This is a genomic window from Mycobacterium syngnathidarum (assembly GCF_001942625.1).
In the GTDB taxonomy this organism is placed as follows: domain Bacteria; phylum Actinomycetota; class Actinomycetes; order Mycobacteriales; family Mycobacteriaceae; genus Mycobacterium; species Mycobacterium syngnathidarum.
This window is the reverse complement of the sequence record NZ_MLCL01000022.1, coordinates 62,341-80,096: the sequence shown is the minus strand read 5'-3', so window position 1 is coordinate 80,096 and position 17,756 is coordinate 62,341. Positions and strand designations below refer to the sequence as shown.

The 17,756-nt window shown below is 64.4% G+C and carries 27 protein-coding genes; 12 read left to right on the top strand and 15 right to left on the bottom strand.

The features are described from left to right. Positions 1–5 precede the first annotated feature (5 nt). Positions 6–329, bottom strand: coding sequence for a DUF7457 domain-containing protein (locus BKG60_RS05005; RefSeq protein ID WP_075909311.1), 324 nt, complete (start codon positions 327–329; stop codon positions 6–8). 48 nt (positions 330–377) lie between these two features. Continuing rightward, positions 378–695, bottom strand: a complete 318-nt coding sequence (locus BKG60_RS05000) for a hypothetical protein (RefSeq protein ID WP_075909310.1) — start codon at positions 693–695, stop codon at positions 378–380. A 32-nt stretch (positions 696–727) separates the two neighbouring features. Between BKG60_RS05000 and BKG60_RS31905 the strand changes: the two genes are divergently transcribed. The 4 genes from BKG60_RS31905 to BKG60_RS04980 all read left to right on the top strand — a co-directional run bounded on the left by BKG60_RS31905 (position 728) and on the right by BKG60_RS04980 (position 4,999). After that, complete coding sequence (locus tag BKG60_RS31905) at positions 728–1,147, top strand: hypothetical protein (RefSeq protein ID WP_165688702.1); 420 nt, start codon at positions 728–730, stop codon at positions 1,145–1,147. 77 nt (positions 1,148–1,224) lie between these two features. Beyond that, on the top strand, positions 1,225–4,212 hold the full coding sequence (locus BKG60_RS04990; RefSeq protein ID WP_047036696.1) for a bifunctional DNA primase/polymerase: 2,988 nt from the start codon (positions 1,225–1,227) through the stop codon (positions 4,210–4,212). 32 nt (positions 4,213–4,244) lie between these two features. After that, on the top strand, positions 4,245–4,634 hold the full coding sequence (locus BKG60_RS04985; protein ID WP_131827510.1) for a hypothetical protein: 390 nt from the start codon (positions 4,245–4,247) through the stop codon (positions 4,632–4,634). Positions 4,635–4,687: 53 nt separating this feature from the next. Next, positions 4,688–4,999 (top strand): hypothetical protein, encoded by a 312-nt coding sequence (locus BKG60_RS04980; protein ID WP_131827509.1) that lies wholly within the window; start codon positions 4,688–4,690, stop codon positions 4,997–4,999. A gap of 105 nt (positions 5,000–5,104) precedes the next feature. On the opposite strand, the gene BKG60_RS31900 is transcribed toward BKG60_RS04980, so the two are convergent. Next, complete coding sequence (locus tag BKG60_RS31900; RefSeq protein WP_165688701.1) at positions 5,105–5,251, bottom strand: hypothetical protein; 147 nt, start codon at positions 5,249–5,251, stop codon at positions 5,105–5,107. 147 nt (positions 5,252–5,398) lie between these two features. Between BKG60_RS31900 and BKG60_RS04970 the strand changes: the two genes are divergently transcribed. Next, positions 5,399–5,665 carry a hypothetical protein gene (locus tag BKG60_RS04970; protein WP_131827508.1) on the top strand — a complete coding sequence of 89 codons (267 nt, stop codon included), beginning with the start codon at positions 5,399–5,401 and terminating at the stop codon, positions 5,663–5,665. 366 nt (positions 5,666–6,031) lie between these two features. Here BKG60_RS04970 and BKG60_RS04960 read toward each other — a convergent pair whose 3' ends face one another. Further along, on the bottom strand, positions 6,032–6,919 hold the full coding sequence (locus BKG60_RS04960; RefSeq protein WP_075909303.1) for a hypothetical protein: 888 nt from the start codon (positions 6,917–6,919) through the stop codon (positions 6,032–6,034). Then, positions 6,916–7,344: a hypothetical protein gene (locus BKG60_RS04955; protein ID WP_075909323.1), complete on the bottom strand. Its 429-nt coding sequence runs from the start codon at positions 7,342–7,344 to the stop codon at positions 6,916–6,918. Before BKG60_RS04955 ends, BKG60_RS04960 begins: the two co-directional genes overlap by 4 nt. Positions 7,345–7,409: 65 nt before the next feature. Between BKG60_RS04955 and BKG60_RS04950 the strand changes: the two genes are divergently transcribed. From BKG60_RS04950 to BKG60_RS04920, 7 genes are all read left to right on the top strand, one after another. Continuing rightward, positions 7,410–7,964 (top strand): hypothetical protein, encoded by a 555-nt coding sequence (locus tag BKG60_RS04950; RefSeq protein WP_075909302.1) that lies wholly within the window; start codon positions 7,410–7,412, stop codon positions 7,962–7,964. After that, complete coding sequence (locus BKG60_RS04945; protein ID WP_019346158.1) at positions 7,961–8,263, top strand: hypothetical protein; 303 nt, start codon at positions 7,961–7,963, stop codon at positions 8,261–8,263. Before BKG60_RS04950 ends, BKG60_RS04945 begins: the two co-directional genes overlap by 4 nt. Before the next feature lie 36 nt (positions 8,264–8,299). Further along, positions 8,300–8,533: a hypothetical protein gene (locus BKG60_RS04940; protein WP_019346159.1), complete on the top strand. Its 234-nt coding sequence runs from the start codon at positions 8,300–8,302 to the stop codon at positions 8,531–8,533. A gap of 263 nt (positions 8,534–8,796) precedes the next feature. Continuing rightward, complete coding sequence (locus BKG60_RS04935) at positions 8,797–10,266, top strand: hypothetical protein (protein WP_083650246.1); 1,470 nt, start codon at positions 8,797–8,799, stop codon at positions 10,264–10,266. A gap of 331 nt (positions 10,267–10,597) precedes the next feature. After that, positions 10,598–10,819, top strand: coding sequence for a hypothetical protein (locus tag BKG60_RS04930; RefSeq protein WP_019346161.1), 222 nt, complete (start codon positions 10,598–10,600; stop codon positions 10,817–10,819). Between the two features lie 143 nt (positions 10,820–10,962). Further along, positions 10,963–11,235, top strand: coding sequence for a hypothetical protein (locus tag BKG60_RS04925; RefSeq protein ID WP_131827507.1), 273 nt, complete (start codon positions 10,963–10,965; stop codon positions 11,233–11,235). A gap of 90 nt (positions 11,236–11,325) precedes the next feature. Further along, the gene (locus BKG60_RS04920) at positions 11,326–12,024 is read left to right on the top strand and encodes a hypothetical protein (RefSeq protein WP_075909300.1); all 699 of its coding nucleotides are present in this window, start codon (positions 11,326–11,328) and stop codon (positions 12,022–12,024) included. A gap of 462 nt (positions 12,025–12,486) precedes the next feature. On the opposite strand, the gene BKG60_RS04915 is transcribed toward BKG60_RS04920, so the two are convergent. The 10 genes from BKG60_RS04915 to BKG60_RS04880 form a co-directional block, all read right to left on the bottom strand. Beyond that, complete coding sequence (locus BKG60_RS04915; RefSeq protein WP_075909299.1) at positions 12,487–12,933, bottom strand: phosphatase domain-containing protein; 447 nt, start codon at positions 12,931–12,933, stop codon at positions 12,487–12,489. Further along, on the bottom strand, positions 12,930–13,106 hold the full coding sequence (locus BKG60_RS31895) for a hypothetical protein (protein ID WP_165617838.1): 177 nt from the start codon (positions 13,104–13,106) through the stop codon (positions 12,930–12,932). The genes BKG60_RS04915 and BKG60_RS31895 overlap by 4 nt, the downstream gene beginning before the upstream one ends. Continuing rightward, positions 13,099–13,323, bottom strand: coding sequence for a hypothetical protein (locus BKG60_RS04910; protein WP_075909298.1), 225 nt, complete (start codon positions 13,321–13,323; stop codon positions 13,099–13,101). Before BKG60_RS04910 ends, BKG60_RS31895 begins: the two co-directional genes overlap by 8 nt. 249 nt (positions 13,324–13,572) lie before the next feature. Next, positions 13,573–13,845, bottom strand: coding sequence for a hypothetical protein (locus BKG60_RS04905; protein WP_075909297.1), 273 nt, complete (start codon positions 13,843–13,845; stop codon positions 13,573–13,575). 3 nt (positions 13,846–13,848) lie between these two features. Further along, positions 13,849–14,136, bottom strand: coding sequence for a hypothetical protein (locus tag BKG60_RS04900; RefSeq protein ID WP_075909296.1), 288 nt, complete (start codon positions 14,134–14,136; stop codon positions 13,849–13,851). A gap of 99 nt (positions 14,137–14,235) precedes the next feature. Continuing rightward, positions 14,236–14,496: a hypothetical protein gene (locus tag BKG60_RS04895; protein WP_131827506.1), complete on the bottom strand. Its 261-nt coding sequence runs from the start codon at positions 14,494–14,496 to the stop codon at positions 14,236–14,238. A 64-nt stretch (positions 14,497–14,560) separates the two neighbouring features. Next, positions 14,561–14,737, bottom strand: a complete 177-nt coding sequence (locus tag BKG60_RS31890) for a hypothetical protein (RefSeq protein ID WP_165688700.1) — start codon at positions 14,735–14,737, stop codon at positions 14,561–14,563. A gap of 119 nt (positions 14,738–14,856) precedes the next feature. Next, a complete protein-coding gene (locus BKG60_RS04890) occupies positions 14,857–15,663 on the bottom strand; it encodes an ATP-grasp domain-containing protein (RefSeq protein ID WP_242671579.1) in 807 nt (268 codons plus the stop codon). Between the two features lie 157 nt (positions 15,664–15,820). Further along, positions 15,821–16,249: a hypothetical protein gene (locus tag BKG60_RS04885; RefSeq protein WP_131827505.1), complete on the bottom strand. Its 429-nt coding sequence runs from the start codon at positions 16,247–16,249 to the stop codon at positions 15,821–15,823. Positions 16,250–16,711: 462 nt separating this feature from the next. Beyond that, on the bottom strand, positions 16,712–17,545 hold the full coding sequence (locus BKG60_RS04880) for a hypothetical protein (RefSeq protein ID WP_131827504.1): 834 nt from the start codon (positions 17,543–17,545) through the stop codon (positions 16,712–16,714). Positions 17,546–17,756 lie beyond the last annotated feature (211 nt).

Below are 17,756 nucleotides of genomic sequence, written 5' to 3'. Positions count from 1 at the left end.
CTGTGTCAGGCGCTTAGGAGACCGGTGTCGTCGAATAGCGTCGGCGGGTCGGGCGCCAGCGCCGCACCGAAAGTGATTCGCGCGTTTGTGTGCGTGCAGAGGCGCGGCCTCAGGGGCGCGTCGATCCGCCCGCACTTTGCCTGTACCGCATTGCGGGAGGCGATAACTCGTACCAGATGTGCGACGCGCTCATCGTCAATCGCCCAGACGCATCCGGGGTGCGGCGCCTGCGACCAGTAGCCGAGCCCAAGCGCCCGGCAGGCTGCGATCTCTTGCCGCGTCGTCGCGGGAATTGCCGTGACCTCACCGATGATCTGTTGGGAGCCCATGCCGACATAATACTCTCCATTTTAGAGATATACAGGTGCGGGAATCGATCAGCCGCCTTCGAAGAGCTCCGTTGCATACTTCGCCAACTCCGCGAAAAGCAGGCCCCAGTCCGCAGCTTTGTCGGCGGCACTGAACATGGGGTCAGCGGCGGCCAGGATCGGCTGAGTGTTGTTCAGCGACCACACCTCGCTCCACTGCCATAGAGACGGGGACCACACATGCACACACGCCGCCGCGTCCTGCTCGTTCACGTGCAGCGACCAGCGGAACCGGAGCTCTCCGTGGTGTGTCAGTTTTGTGAGGTCAACAGGCCGCCCCTCCCGGACATCAATCTCGTGTGCGCAGATCTCTGGAGGCAGGATCATCCGAGCTCCCCTGACGGTTCAACCAACCAGCCGTGAACGTCATCGACCCCGGCGGATCGATCGACCGTGATTGCCCGGCTGGCATGGATGCGCCCACCAGACACGTGTATCCCGATACCCGTGCTGACGCCTTCACGAATGCGGCGAGCGGTGAAGTACCGGGCCGTGCGCTGGTGCACCACCCATCCGTGCTGAACAGCGACGCGGATCAGCTTCGCGGCGATTTCGTTGTCCACCTCCGCGTTACGCTCGGGCGGCGCAGAGGAACCTGCGGTTTCGATGGGGGTGATTGTCGCCATGGCCCCGGTGCACCGCCCCCCTGTCGCTGCCTCACGCTTCCAGCCGTTCCGGAACACGTGTTCGAATTATTGCAAGGAAACGTAATCGGCATAGACGACACGCCGTTTCCGGTTTCTGCGTTTAAGACCGGCATTTCCTCCCTTTCAACGTAGCGTCGCAGGCGCGTTTCAGGCATCTCCCACCCTTGCCCGAGGCGCTGTCAAAACCACCGGCCAGGAGAGTTTGCGCGATGAGCCCAGACACCAGCACCCCACAGGTCGACACTGTGACGTTGACCAGGATGGTGTCACTCGGTGCGCATCTGATGCCACTGAAGGCACAGCTAAAGAGACCGACACAGACAGGTTGGCCGTTCGCGCCCGCCTACACCGTGGACCAGATCGCAGAGCACATGCACCGCGGCGGAAACGTCGGTGTGAACCTGTCGCTGAGCCGGATGATCTGCTTGGACGCCGAGAACACCCACGCCACGATTGCCGTGCAAAATGCGGGGCTACGTGTCACCGTCATTCCGGCAAAAGCGCAGATGAATCAACCCCACAACAAGAAGTGGGGCGGGTCGCACACCTGGCTGCGCGTCCCCGACGGCATGGACGCCGCGACCCTGCCTGCCGACGCCATGGGGATTTCGCTGCCTGGCGGTGGCCTGATCGATGTGCTGGCCGGAACCCGCTATGCCGTCGCACCCGGATCGAAGCTTGCCGAGGCTCCGCAATACTCCTACGCCGCCGCACAAGGCGGCCCGCTGGACCACAGCGCCTATGGCGCCGACCCTGCGTTGAATCTCGATGTGGCTCCTGCGTGGCTGTTCGATCGCAGCGTGCCCGTTCCGGCAGGACTGGAACCGCTGCACGGATGCCTGGCGCCGCGGCCGCAGACCGTTTATGACCGTGTAACTGCCGATGCCCGTTCGATCGAGCTCACTGATGCTGTCGACGCGGTCTCCTGGGAGACCTGGATCGCCGGGGATCACCGCATCACCCTGGTCGGGCAGGTCGACGGCTGCGGGTGCGACATCGCGCACTGGGCAGGGTCTGACAACGAGAAATCCATGACGCTGCACGACCGCTGCGAAGTCGGCAACGGCGCACACGTGTGGAGCGCAACGATGATCGCCCAGCTCGGCTTGCCCGGCGACCACGTCTCGCGGCTGGAGCTTGCGGCCAAGCTGCGCGGGTGCAGTGTCGTCGAAGCCGGCCGCGCGCACGGGATCTCGATCGGAGGCAGTTCCGAGTCGCTGGCGCCAGTACTCCCCGAACACTACGAACAACAGGCTGCCGACGCGGAACGTAGCGGTGCGCATACCCGCGCCAAGCTGCTCCGGCAAGCCGCCGAGGGCCTGCGCGAAGCGCTGGCACGTGACGGCGTCGTGCGCGAGAACAGTGACGAGATGTATACCTCGTCACCGATCGCCGGCGGCGCGCCCACTCCACCGGTGATCGAAGTGACTCGGCCGCCGGAGGCGGCTGTCCACGCCGAGACGGCCCCCTCGCTGACCGATGGCGCTACAGCGCTAAGCCCCCGGCCGGCACCTCCCCCGATGCCTGCCTCTGTGCCACAGCCGAAACCGCGTAAGGTGCGGCGCTTTCCGGAAATCAGCGACGTCGCCGACATGCCGATACCTGGCGACGATGAGATCTACGAGTACCCGTTCCCCCGCACGCCCGAGCACGTTCCAGCGGTGCACAGCACCCGCACACAGTGGGCCGAGATGCTCCCCCCAATCGCCAACCGCAAAACGCACGAGACAATTGAGCACGAGTGGATCTTCACCGCGACCCCAGGGTTATCTCAGGTCGCCGCGGCTGCCGATGCACGCGGGGTTGGCCGGTGGGGAATGCTGGGCGCGCTGCTGCCGCGAGTGGCGGCCAATGTCCCGCCGACTGTGCGGTTGATCCCCGCCGACGGGTCGATCCCCGCCGAGACCGGACCCACTGGAGCGGGGACCTCGATCAACCTTTACAGCGTGCTGGTCGGCCCCCCTGCCTCGGGCAAGTCGGTGACGCTGACAGCCTCCGACACGCTGGTCCCAGGGGTGATGATGGTCCCGGTCGGCACCGGTGAAGGGATCTTGAAGCTGTTCCCCCGTGCCGGCGGCGAATCCGTGGAGGCAGCCGAGGACCGATCGGCAGATGGAGAAGCTCCGCATATCGGCAGCGTCGGCGAGGAGCGCGCCTGCGACTCGGTGCTGCTGTCTTCTGACGAGATCGATGTGTTCGTTGCTGAGATGGGGCGCCAGGGCACCAAGGCCACCGGCCTCTACCGCCAGATGTGGATGGGTGGGGACGTCGGAAACATCACCTCCGACCGGGAACGCCACTCGATGGTTACCGCGCACACCTACCGATTCGGCATCCGCCTGGGCGCCCAGCCCGAGGCGGTCTCGCCTCTGTTCAGTGAATCCGATCGCGGCACCCCGCAACGCTTTTTGTGGCTGGGTGCTCAACGGATGCCGATGCGTGGCGGGTACTACCCCGAGCGGTTGCAGATCGCCCCGGTCTACTGGTACGGCGGTGCGCCGTCCATGCTTCCGCAGACTGGCGGTCCTCGTCCCCCTGTCTGGGTGAAGCCGCCCCCGGCGGCCAAAGAGTTCATGGACGATGAACTGTGGCGCAGCGCTACCGCCAATCCGATGAGCCCCTCGGGAGGGTATGTCGCCGCTGAGGCCGTAGCGGACCGTGCCAGCGCGATTGCCGACCGGCACGCACTGCTACAGCAGCTCAAGGTCTGTGTGGTGTTGGCCGTACTGGACGGACTAGCCCAGCCGCAGGATGTGCACTGGTACGCCGCCGAGGCGGTAATGGAGGTGCGCAGGAGGGTCATCAAAGAGCTTGTCGCCGTGGCGGATGCGGTGCGCGACGAGCAGGCCCGCAAGAGAGGCAAGGAACAAGGGATCATGCGTCGACACGCTGATGCGGCCTACGAGACCGAGTCGCGGACCCGCGGCGCTGAAGCCAACGCTGCGGTGATGAATGCTGCATTCGCGTTGACCCGACAACGCATTCCACTGACGATCGATGCGCTTGCCGCCGAAATGGAGCACACCCCGCTGGGCAATCCGGACTTCGTAGGCGAGGCGGTTCGGTCAATGGTGTCGGCCGGCCAGATGGCTCCGACCGACGACGGTAGAACGTACGTGCTCACGTTGCGCACCGAACCCGGGGACAACACGGTAACCCCGCTTCGTCCGGCCCCACCGATCTCCTCGATCGGATAACGAATTCTCTAAAATAGAGATACGATGAACGGGTGAACACTTCAGGATCCGTTGACCGCTTCGATCGCCGCGTGACACTGCACCGGTTCATCGGAGCCAAGGACGCAGAGGCGGCCCGCCGCGCTTCCACCCACGGTGTGCGCCTGTGCACCGGACCAATCCACGGGCTGGGCGCTGTCATCGAAGACGCGGGCCTTGCCGGCACACGGGCCGCGATCTACCGACATCACGGGCAACAGCCGCTGTGGTGGGTGTCGACGGATATCTCCGCAACCATCACCGCTGCGGACGAACGCAGTGCCACCGAAGCCGCGTACCTGCTGGTTTCGGTGGACGACACAGACGCTGACGGAGACGTTTTCCGCTACGAGGTTCAGGTTCTCGGCGACACGGCCTCCCACACCCACCGTGCCGCTGCCTGAACAGGTATCCAGGGGAATCCCGCACGACTGCCTGGCGTATGGAGGATGAATGAGTGGACTCACGCGGGTCCTGCGCGCAGCCGAACGAGTACGAACATCAACAAGGAGAAATTGAAGTGTCGAAGAACATTTGGACCACTCTCGTGTTTCTGTCGGTCGCGCTCACCTTCGCTGGCTCCAGCGTGCTGATCGGCGCCCACCTGGCGGCTCCATCAAGTCCGCCGCCGCCGGCCGGCGTCTACATCGCAGCATTCGCAAGCTCGCTGATGCTTGCAGCGCTGGTTGTCGCCTCCCGACGCTCACGTGAACGCATGCTGAAGACTCAAGTCGACGACGCAGCGCAGCGAAAACTGGCCGAACGCTAGACCGGAAAACCGGATCCGGCAAAGGTATCCGCTGTCAGAGCCCAACGGACACTCGAATAACCGGAAAGAGAGGAAGGCTTGATGATTGGCGAAATAACGATCGCCCTAGGAATAGCGCTGGTACTGCTGGGTGCACTGAACTTGCAAGCGGGCCTGTCCGGCCGCGCGCTCAGCCTCCGCGGCGGGGTCATCGTTGGAGTTCTGACGATGTGCATCGGTGCGATCAACATCGTGTTTGGCGTCGGTGGTCAAGGTCTCCACGGTGCCTGGCTCGGCGTTACGGGGGCTTTGTTGGCGTGCCAGCTATGGGTGGTGGCCTCGGATGTACGCAAGTCAAACCGAACGAACGGACTGCGCGGATAAGTGTCCACAGAAGGTACGCGATACAGGGAGATTCCTTTGAAGCAACCTCCGCTCACGCGAGCGCACGCGTTGGCGATCATGGATCCGCGCCATGACCTGTTGGTGGATGAGGGGGACGGTCGGCTGACCGTTACGTCCTCCTCGACGTTCCTCGCCGGGGGCCGCGGTCGCGGCCGGATCGTTCTCGCGCGCGGAGACCTGCTCGATCACGGCGTGGCGCTGGCCGGCGACGGGCGCCGGTTCGCGGCGGGGAGCGGCCTGATCGTGGACCAGCTCCTCGATGCCATCAACGACGTCCGGTGAAGGTACGAAATAGCAGAGCCGGCAAGGAGACTGAGCACATCATGGAAACGGAGAATGCGGGTTCCACTTGGTGGGCTGAGTTTGCGACATACCACCATCCGACCCTGACCGTCGGCGAGCACCACGCTCGAGGCGGAGTGAGTATCAACTTCCGACGCGACCTCATCTCGCATGACGTCGCCGACGTAGCTGGGGCATTCGCCCAGCTTCCAGAGGACTGGAAGGTTGTTGGCGAAATTCAGGAAGTAGACCCCAACTTCCATGTCGTTCGAGTAGCTCCGACGGAAACCCCGCGGGCCGTCCGGTAACAGTAACGGTGAGCATCCGGCATGCCACGCGACTCCTTTACGCGTTCATCTGCGATCATCACTCGTGGGGTTCCGGGATCTGTGCGGCTGCAACGGGATCCGGCGGTGGTGTGGCAGTCGATGGCGGCGGCATCGTCATCTGGGACGCTGCGACATCCTCGTCACCAAAGCAGGTAGCTGCGAGCTCGATCGCCACCAGTTCCCGGTATCCCGGGTACGGATCGTTCAGCCGCCCCGTGTATTGCCCCGCAGCGGTCAATGAGGCCGCGGTAAGCCGGTACCGGCTTAGGTCTACACCGGCGGTGTTGAGCGCCTGCACCTGCTGCAGTGGGGCATCGGCTGATTCGTCGTCCTCATGCAAATCCGCGGCATGGTAGGCGGCCACGAACGTGTCCCAGTCCCCCAGGCCGGCTAGCCGATACAGGAACCAGACGTGGGCGACCAACGTGCTGGTGCCGGGAGGAACGGGGTCGATGAGCGTCTGGGCGTCAGCGCGCTCCAGTGAGCCATCCTCCGCGATCGGAAGCGGCGCCAGCACCGGGCCCGCCTCGGGTGTCTGAGACATCTCACCCTCGACCGGGTCCGGAGGCGTTGTCACGTCCTGCGTATCCACCCGCATCGGTGGGATCGGAAGGCACTTGATCTTCGAATCGGCACCGGATTCGGCCAGCTCCGCCCCCGAGAGCTTGTCGCTTCCGCCCGGCCCGAACAGATCGGCCGCCTTCGTGAGCACTACCCCTGAAATCGCGACCGGAGCGGCAGCTGGAGAGGACACACCAGCCACCAACACCAGCCCACCCATCACCGCACCCACAACCGTGGCCAGCCCGACGGCCAGCATCGCCAGCCGTCGGTATCGCAAACAGGCGTCACGCAACGCGCTGAGGGGTTGTCGGGTGTCCAGTGCCCGTCGCGCCAACGCGCGCAATGCAGGGGCGGTGATCATGATGCGTCACTTCCCGACAGGCCTGCCCCGGGCCCAGCAGCGGGAGGAAGTCCGGGGGCGGGTGCAGGTCCAGCTGCGTGGGTGTCCGCTGGGCTGGGTTTGCCGCGGCGCGGCGGGCTGGAATCCGGGAGTACCCCGTGCTGCCACGGGTTGGTGCGCACCAACGTCGAGGCCCCCGCGATCACCAGTGCGACCATCGACATCTGCACCGTGGTCTGGATCGACACGTACACAGCCGGATCGGTCCACGGCAGCGCCGCGATGCGCACTGCGAACAGATTTCGGTCGTAGTAGGCGGTGGCAAATCCGGACAGCACCAGCCACGACGAACCACCCGGTACCGCCGCTGCCACCACCACGATCACCAGCAGTTGGCCCAGCAACGCGTAAACCGCGGTGCGTGCCAGCATCGAGGGGGTGTTCACCTGCGCCACCGTAACGACGCGCCGCGCTCGTGGAAGGCAGTGGCGCGTGCCTAACGTGGCGCGCCATGAGGCTCAAGACCGCCCTTCTGATCCCCGCCGCTGCATCCATCGCCCTGTCAGCGGCCGTCACCGTGGCTGTCGCCGACCCCGGCAGCGAACTCCCCGAATCCGAGACCGCTGACGTGCGCGTGACCCCCGCGACCGTTACCGTCACCGCTACCGTCGCTCCCGGCCAATGCGCCCCGGTGGCCGGCGGGCCACCGAACATCGCAGTGACCGATACGGCCGCGGAGCCGCAGCTTTCCGAGGGCCAAGTCGCGCCGAGCACGGCCACCGTGTCAGCCGACGGGGAGGCAGGACCCTCCGGTGCGTCCACCAGCCGCTTCGACCCCTATACCTGCGCCCCTGTCCCCGCAGCGGCCACGTCCAGCGCGACACCGGCGGCCCCCGCGCGGACGGACGCAGAAATACCCACCTACACCGCTCCGCTGGCCCCCTACCCCGGTTCCGACGGCAGCCGAGTCTCCGGTGGAGCCGATACCGAAGCGACCTCAACGCAGGGTCCTTTAAGCGAGCCCACCACGTCCTCGACGCTGCCCGCAGCACCGGCACCGCGATGACCGCGCTACCCCCGAAGCTCCAGCAAGCCATCGACTCAGCGGGGCATGCGGATGAGGCATGGACTCAGGCGACGTTCCCCAGCGTTGAGGCGGTAGGGATCGGGGTCGACGACCCCGACGATCCGCACGTCGCGGTCGCCGTGCACGGCGGATGCATCACCTACATCGGGATCAGTGACCCGATGCTGCATGTCGACCTTGAAGTTCTCCAAGACGTTCTCAACGCCGCCATCTTCACGGCGTTTAGCAGCTGGACGGCGCAGGCGAGCGGCAAGGCCCCGAGACTTATGCAGGACTGAGACAGATCGCGGATCGGAAAGAGGAGCCCAAACACAGTGGCGTACACCTGGAGCCTGTCTCTGTACCCAACTCACGAGCACCCCGACCGCGGAGCGTTCATCGCCGGAACCAGCGACACACTCGACGGCGCCCGTGATCTCCTCGTCCATGCCCTGGTCGCCCATACCTCGATCCCTGACCAGGAGACGGTGCGTGTCGCTGTGCAGACCTGCAGCGACTGGACCGACTTCGATGAGTACGCGATCACCTGTCGGATCGAAGAGAACTGAGCCGCACCGGGAAAGGTGCTGTTGTCCCCGCTGCCAAAATCAGTCCGGGCGGTGAATCCGTCTACGGTGCGGCACTTCTCGGCGTTTCACGTGGCGGGTGCGAGAGCTGTGGCGCGGCCTGTTCTTGTCGGCGCTGCACGCTACGTTCCTGACCGGAGCGGGGACCGTCGCCCGCACCAGATAAGGAGACGCCGCCAATGTGCCGCACCGCCAAGCGCCGCTGCCCCCACAATCCACAACGGGACCGAGAACGTCGGGCCGCGATGAAGACTTACCGCGCCGACTTGGCTTCCGCAGCAGCGCAGTTCGCAGGTCCTGGTGTGCTCTCGGTCATTGCTGCCGCACCCGCCTCCGCGCTGGCACCGATCGCCACCGACCTGGGGCTGGATCCCGCCACGGTATCCTCAGTGTCCCCGTCGACGCACGTCACCCACGACATCTCCGGAGCACTGCGCGGACTCGCCGCCGCCAAAGCCGCCGACGCCGGTCACGTTCCTTCCGAACACACCCTTCGGCGGGCCGCCATCCTGAACTACAAGCACTTCCGAGGTTACGAACCGCTGCACCCGCTGTTTGTCGGCGTGATCGCACCGCCTCGCGAGCTGGACGATCTGCGGACCAGCTACGCCAAGGTGCACGAGCACACCGCCAGTGACGGTCTCGGCGCCGGCAACGCTCGCCTGACCGTCTCCGAACTCGGCGCTATCGAGGCTGACCGGGCGAGGCGGCGTCAAGAGATCGCCGACCTGTTCGTCGCCGAGACACGGCAAGACCGCGCCGACGCCGGTGACAGCGAACAATGGTCGGAATGGCTTGCCGCTGAGCAGAACTCGATCACCACCACCGAGACAGTGTCAAACACCGCGCCCACCCGGAAGACAAGCACGGAACGACAAACCGCTCCACAGATCAGTTTCCACACCGCCGACGGCTTTGAGGAGAACATCGACCCCGCGACCGCCACCCACATAGCCGCCGCGTACACGCGACTGTCCGGGAACGACGTCGATATCCGATTCTTCGCCACCCACTCCGACGCGGTCCTGGCTCATGGCGTGCACATCGGACGGTGCGACACCCCGGCTGAGGCGATCGGCGAGGTGAACTGGAAGGCCTATCTGACGCGGGCCGACGGCGACGAGCGGAAAGCCCGCGAGGCTGTGGCTACCGACATCGAGACTGTGTTCTCCAGCTCTGATGTTGCAGCGTTCGCGACCCGCGCGTCGCACCGCAGGGCATTGAAAGTCTCCGAGGCCGTCGAAACCGCGGCGCGACGCTGGGAAGAAGACACCGACGCGGCGTGGAAAGTCTTCCCGTCGAGCGGTCCGGTCCGGCACCAGGTCATTCTCGACAGACTGTTACGTCCCCGGCATCTGATCGGCGACGACCCGTTCGACCTGTACGACGGTGTCGCTACCTATTCCTCCGGAGGGGTCTATCTGCCGGAGTCAAACGTGGTCGAGGCGATGGTGACCCACGTGAAAATGCTGCACCAGCACCACGATCTCCGTATGCAGGCAGTGGCCGACGCGATCATCGATCGCGCCCGCGCCGCGCGCGATCTTCCCACCGGTAGCTTCGCTGAGCGCATCGAGCGGCAGTGGCAGCTCGTGGAACTGGCGGACGCAGCCGAGCTGCTGACCGAGGATCCGGACCACATCGAGGACGTGACACTGTTGACTGCGAACGATCCGAATCAGATGGAGTTGTTCGCACTGGACGCCGCTGCATAGTCGAAACCCGCGCGGGCCAGCCACGTTGAACACGCTCTGCTCGGGAGTTACAGCGGCACGCAGAATTTCTCCTGTGTGGGTGTCCAGGTCCAGATACCAGACCGGCCCGCCGCCACGACTTGCACGGAGCCAACCAGTCCCGCCGCCCGCGCACGGTGCACACCCGGCACTACGGACGGCGCTACAGACGGAACTACCAGGGGTGATCCGGGTTGCGCTACGGGCGGCGATCCAGGGTTCCGGTGTATCCCGACCGCGCCGCAGACAGTCAGTGGCGGCGCTAGAACGCAGCATATTTCCCGTTGCACCCCAACGGGAAAGGCCCAAGGCGATGATCACTCACGACGAATTCCGTGCCCTGTGCGCGCAGTATCAGGACCGTCCAGAGACGCGCGGAGCCTTCATCGACTACGTGCGCGGACAGTACGTCTCGCACCGAGACTTGCACTGTGCAGCAGGCGCCGTGAAGACGGCGATGCCCACTCCAGAATCTGTTGCCGATATGGACGCTGTCATCGGCTACGTCGGCCACCATTGGAAGGCGTTCGACTGAGCGCGGCAATACTCCTGACGGACACCGACGGGTATCCCGTCCCTGCATCTTCGTCGCGGGTGACCGATTACTCATCGCTGCATCGAGCTGCCCTGACGCGCCGCAGCGGGCCCAAGCGCCATGATCACACCAGCATGGCCACCATGACCAATTACCGAGTGGCATACGTGCTCAGCGGCGGGGAGCCCGTGGCGGTTTTCCTCGACTCCGCTGCGGATTGCAACCCCGGCAACCTTATGACCTACATGCGAGTGGGCGAGCACGACGAAGGTTCGATCGAGTGGGTGCGCGAGCAGCCGCCGGCCGTCGAGTACCAGTACCGCGACCTGCACGCCTACCTCGCCCGCCGCTACGCCGATCCGTCACAAGGGGGCTCGCTGGCGCTGGTGATCGACCAGACCGGTCTGCCCCGGTAAACGCAGAGGCATGCCGGCGCAACACAACCCGCTCCAGCGGAGCGCGCCGCTGCCTCCCCCTTCTCCGGGGAACACCTACCGTCACCGCTCATGAAGCTCACCCGCACTTTCGCCAGCGCTGCCGCCCTCGTTGGCGCCGCCGCGGTGTTCACCGCGTCAGCGGCTCAGGCTGACCCGGCCGACTCTGATTCCCCGGTCTCGGGCGGGGTCATCACCGCACAGGAACCGTTCTCAGTCATCTCGGTCGCAGACCTCCCTCTGCCGGCCGCCGGCTGGCAACCGGTACTGGGTCATGACCGCACCAGCGGCGTACTGCCTGGCCTAGCGTCCTGCTCTGTCGACGGGATCCCCGCTGAAACCGATCTCGATCACCGCGCAGCGGCGACCAGCCCAGTGTTCGTCGCTGAACTGCGACCCAGCAACCCAGCGGGAACCGAAGGGTGGGCCGGCACGGTCTCCGGTGCCGGCTATAGCGGCATCAACGCCTCCAGCTACGCGCTGGCTTCCTATCGCCGCTATCTGGACACCTGCCGCACCGCGCCCGACCAGACCACCGGCTACCACAACGCCGCTGTGGGCACCTCGGTGCTGGACCCGACGCAGGCACACGCACTCCTCGAGACCACTGACAGATGGGTGGAAGTGTTCGCCGTGGCCACGAACGATGGCCTGCTGGAAGCGACGTTCACCCGGCCCAAGGACGGTCCAGTTTCGTTCGGGTACAACCCAGCCACTGTGTTCGGCGCACTCAAGATGGCCGATCTTGGCGCTCTGGCACGCCGAGGGTAAGGGTCTCGCTTGTGGCCGCTGTATGGCATCGCTGGCAGGTAAGTTGCGACGAACTCGACGCCGAGGGTCGCCCCTTCTCCACAACCGTCCTCACTGTGAAGAAGGACGAGAACGAGGCTCGGAAAAACACGGGTTGGGGGCCTCGCGCGATGAGGTCCGACGTCTGTGTCGTGTACCGGGGTGAATGGGAACAGTCCAAGTGAGGAGGAAACGATGACATCGTGGAAGCCGAACGATTTTCGCGACCGCAGCTTCTCCGTTGGCGATTTGGTCGAGCTGCGAGATCAAGCGGAGAAGGGATTCTGGATCGTCTACCGGGTCCGATGCGTCTGCGCAGATGGCGCCCTACAGCTGGACAACGTGTCGGCCAATGACGGTTTTGACAGTAGCCGCCGAGGACATCCACGCATCGGTGTTCGCTGCTCGACCCGGCGCTTCGTCGACCGCACAAACACCGGCGCATCACTGCGTCCAGCCAGGAACGACCGTGGTGGGTATGCCGAGTTCCGTCCAGAGCGCAACGATCTCCGGATTGTCATCGATGCAGTGAACGATGCGGAAACCGTGATCGCGCGTGAGTATTCGATGGATGTCGCGCTTGACCTCCACGTCAGCGCGGAAGTCGTTGTCGCCACGCATGAACGGGCCCGCGTAAGGCACCGGCATGTGCCGGTCGAGCCACGTGCGGGTGGATTGCTCCCAGCGGTACATACGAGCCGTGACTACGACGATGCGGTGTCCGGCGTGGTGATGTTCACGAACTTCGTCGAGCACATGCGTATGCGGCGGGCACGTTTCGGCGGCGCAGTGGAATGCGTCGAAATCCTTGGGCCGCGCAGCAACGAAGTGCCGCACACTCGACACGTCACACAGAGTCCCGTCGACGTCGACGATGACCGCGTCGGTCATCCCACGCCCGCCGGGGTAAGGGCGTTGATGGGTACCTTGGTCGCGCGCTTCTCACCGTGGGCGTCGATGTATTCGACCGTCGCCCGTGACCGTGACAGCGCGACGATCTCGGCGGGAAGATCGACGCCGCGGACATGGATGCGGACCTGACCGCCGACGTGAAGGTTACTCATATCGTGTCGCCTCGATTGCTTGAAGGACAGGGTCTATCCAGTAGCCCTGGCTGATCTTGAATGCCCACTGCCGATCGTCGATGGCCAGCACCGACGCCGCACGCAGCGCGTGCTCGGCGGGGATCTGAAAGCGTTCGATAATCGCGTTGGCGATCCGCTTCGACTCGTACGGAGCGGTGTCCTGGGCAACTTTCGCGTGCTCGGCTGCGGTGCTCATTGCTGCGGTCCAATTTGGATCGGATCAGTGGGAGCATCCATCGATCCGATCTTGATCTCCGGGCGGACGAGGGGATCAGGCGCGCGGTGCCGTCCTCGGTGGGAGCTGTGAGCAGCTACGTCACCGGAACTGTGTCGGCCAGTGCCGCTGGGATTGGGGCTCATGCGTTCAGTTCCTCCAGCTCGCGACGAAACGATTCTCTCCATCGCCATAGGCCCACTCCCCTGGCGAGATCGTTGATTCGACGAGCTATCCGATGAGGGGCTCATGGCACCCGCCGCATCGGTCTTCGGAATCCTCGACCTGGCTGTCGAACACAACTTTGGGGAAATCCCCGCTGTCGTAGGTGCGTTCGTTCATGTGGTCGATGCCGACAACTTTGGCAAGATCGGCAAGCAGCGACTCAGTGGACGCCGTGGACTCCGGATCGAACCTGCCCCAGTTGATCACTTTGTCGCGCATGCAAGATGGACACAGATTCTCGGCCTGGAACGTGTAGCCGACGATGTCGGTGCTCGCCACAGGTCAGCCCACCGTCCGGGTGATGAGGTGGTCCGCGGCGACGGTGACATTGATCTGATCGTTGTAGACCACCACCTTGTCTCCGTCGACGTGCTCCACCGATTCCACGACCGCCAACTCGTATTGCGCCACGTCTCGGGCCGAGACGATCGCTTCTGCCCGGTTCCGGTCGTCAGCGCCGAACGGCTGCCACGTCCACGGGTGCGATGACGGATCGTTCAAGAGTGGGGCGAGGTCAATAGGGTCGCCTTCACGAAGGTCGATCGGTTTGACCTGTTCGGTATGGGACATTGCTGCTCCCTTTGTCATTGGTTCGTTTTGTGATCCCCAAGCGGGACCTGCTCGCATGCTCGCACCTTTTGAAACAGCCGTTCCGGCTCGGGCGCGGGTCTACACCGCTGTTCCTCCCGGCGTGTACTCGCCGACGGTGAAGACGTGTCCCTGGTCATCCATGGCTTCCTCAGGCTGCCAACCAATTTCGGCGTCGTGGTTATCGTCGGGATGTTCCCGATGTGACCACCAACCGCCGGTCGGGCATGAAATCCAGACGCACACATGCACCCTGCGCCCTTGCTCAGCGCACGTTTTGCACATTCCCTGGAAGCGGAGTTCAATCCGCACGTTCTCCGCCATCGCGGGCCACTCGTCCATCGGTTTCTCCACTGCGATGATTCGGCGCTGAGTCCTTGCGCCGAAAAACAATTCCCTGTGCCGGCTACTCGACCACCGATGCGGTAATCTTGCCGTCGCCGTCGAGCAATTCACCCCAGTAGGTGTTTCCGTTCAGCACCTGGTCAACGTCGAAGCGCATAGCCGCAGCAGCGGTTTCCGTGCCAGTTGGGTAGTGGTCAAGGTTGGGTTCGTACTCGTAGGTGATGACTATCTTGGCCATGCTCACTCCTTAGCTTTACCAATAGCCTCGCGCTGCTGCCCTCGTGCTGCAGCGCAATTCCTTGCAGCTCCTCTATCCGGTGGTCGGTAACGCCGTAGCCCCACGCCGCGACGAAGCAGTCAGCGCTGCGCAAGTCCCGCCGACAAGTGCAGCAGCAATGGGCTGGGATACCAACGCCACTGATCCGACACGCCGACTTGGCTCGCGATGACTGTCTCGACTACCGAGGACAGCTCCAATGCGCCGTACCAGTCCGCCGACCATGCGGCGTTGGCTTCCACGATTCGCCAGCCGGGCTCTCCGAACCAGGGATCCGAGCACCAGCCGACGTCGATCACCACGCCCGGCGGAACGGGGACATGACACGTCACCAGTGCCTCTTCCAGCCACAGGACTGCCGCCGTTGCCCGCACCGGATCATCGAGATCCAGCCAGTCCTCCCGTGCCCGGCCCGGAAAGTAGCTGGCTCGTGCGACGACTCGGCCGTCACGCACCCAGCAACGGACCTCGGAGTCGAAATGCACCGGAGTCTGCAGCTGCACTGGCTCACGGTCCGGTAGCCGGCTCAGATCTGTGAGAAGTTCATCGAGTGGACGCAGCTGCGCCGGAAACGAATCGTGCTTGGTTTCAGGGAGCTTGGCGAAAACTGTCCCGCCATAAATGACAGACGGAGTCTGCCGCAGCGCACCGGCGTGCGATGTCACGACCTCACGCCCCTTCAGCTCGATCGGCAGGTAGTCCAGCCAACGGGGCCCGGCCGAGGACAGCTGCAGGTGGCGGTGTCGTACCGTTGCGGCCGCAGCCCATCCGCCCGGGCACCACAGCATCGCCTCAGCATCAGCGCCGGCGGCGGTGTCCAGCCCAAAGTCCAGGTGCACATCCGCCCAGGGCGCCAAGTCTTCGGCTCGCCAAGTTTGATGCGTCACCAAAGTTAGTCGGGGACGTGACAATTGCACTGCGGCCATGGCGCCCTCTCTATAGTGGAGAAATGACGCTATGGGTTCGGTGCGGATCACCCGGTACGCGGCGCGTCACCAGACACGGTCGCGAAGATGCACGCGGGTCAGCTGAGCTTGCCCTACGTCAGGTCGAGTAGTCGTTGTCGATGGTGCCGTCTGGCAGACAGACGACGACAGGGACTTTGTTGGCCCTGGCATAGTCAACGGTGTACCACGTTCCGCTGTGCGGACGGCGCGGCCCGTCTGGCGTTGCGATCAACACCTCGCAGGCGTCCACGATGTCGCGGTTTCGGGCGTGGTACGGCTTGGCGCCGAGCGCGTGAATCCCACCCCGCGTGAGCAGCTTGGACAGCGGCACCATCAGTTTCTCATCGGTCGGTGGATGCAGCCAGATTGTCGGTAGATCGAGGTCTACCGCGCACAGATGAGACGCGTAGTCGCTGCCCTCACAACAGCCGTGATGCAGTTCGGTGGCGTTGAACAGGTTGCGTCGAATAAAACGCTCCTGATCGGCCGTGGGATCGCGGCGGGTCCCGGTGAATCCGAGAATCATGGTGGCCCCTTTCAGGCTGATGAACTCTGCGTCATGCCTTCGTGCACCTGCGGGTAGGTGACTGGCCACCATCAGCCCACGTCCACGCCCCGCCCAGAATCAACCGATCGCCGAAAGCGTTGAGCAGTTCGTCGCCGTCGTCGACAGTTTCATCGACATTTCGGTGTTTCAACATGGTTGTCATTGCCTCCCTTTCGTGAGACTTCACTGTTTAGGCTGGCCGGCACGGGTCCCACTTCCGCCAACTCGGGGCGCGGACGCAGAGGTGACCCGGTCAGGGACGTCAGGGACCGGAGGCGGGCAGGTGCGAAGTGCGGGCACGTGTGCGTCATCTTGGCGGGGGTTGAGCGCCGCGGGCGTCCGCGCTGTTGCTGCGCCAGCTCGACGTCGACCGGGTACAGGTAGCCAGCGGCATCTACTGCTTGGAGCACCACAGTGTCCCCCTGTTCTTGATCGGTGCGGTTATCTGTCCAGGGCTTTGCGGTGGATGGTCTCGACGCTCGTGGTGACAGTGGCTGTCAGTCGTTCAGGAACAACCACGCCGGCGCCGTCGAGCAGGTCCAGAGCCTTGGCGAGGGCGTTGCGGGCGTGGGCCTCGGTGAGGGCTGGATCGTGGGCCTGCCGCATGAACTTTCGGGCCTGGTCGATCTTGCGGAGCTCCTGGGGCGATAGTTTGTGGCCGTTGTGGCTGATGCCGCGGCGGGCCTTGTTGCGGGCGTTGTCGTCTGCGACGTCGAACGCTCGGCGCGCGGCGTTGGCCGCGTTGACGAATGCGGTGATCAGTACGGGATCGGTGGGAACGATTTCGGTGCAAAGGGTTTGGGCGGAGCCAAGGGCGGTGTAGAAGGTGGCGGTGGCCGGCTCGTTGACGTCGCCCAGCAGGGGTCGAGTGAAGTACACCGATTCGGGGTCGGTCTCGAATCCCATGAGGGCGTCCTGGGTTTCGGCCAGTACGTCGAGGCCTCGCTGCCACATTTCGATCTGGTCGTTGCGTCGGGCTCGCTTCTCGCTCTTATCGGCGCCGCGTTTGGTCAGGTGCCGCCAAGCGAACCACATCAGTACGGCCGTGGCGAGGACCGCGCCGGCGATGACGGCCACGAGTGCGACTGTGGACCAATCAGTAGGTTCGTCCGGAGCTGGCGGCGGTGGAGCGTTGACCGGGGCGGGAGGATTGGCGCTGTCTGGGTCAGTGAAGGTCTCGCCTATCTTGGCGGCCGACTGCAACATCGTGGGCAGTATGAAGCCCATCGCCAGTACCAAAGCACAGCCCATGATGAGGGACCTGTATTCGCGCATCAGTTCGCGCCTTTCGTTACTGGATCTGTAGAGCTGGGTTCGCAGTCCTTGCAGCGGGGATCGTGCCCGTGCTTGTACGGTTCCCCACAGCCCCGGCACGTGTGGGTGTCGTAGTTGCAGTCACTGCAGCACCGGAAACAGCCCTCGTCAGTTGCGTGGCCACATCCGTTGCCGGACTCCGATTCCGACACCTCAGACGGGTTCGGCAGCG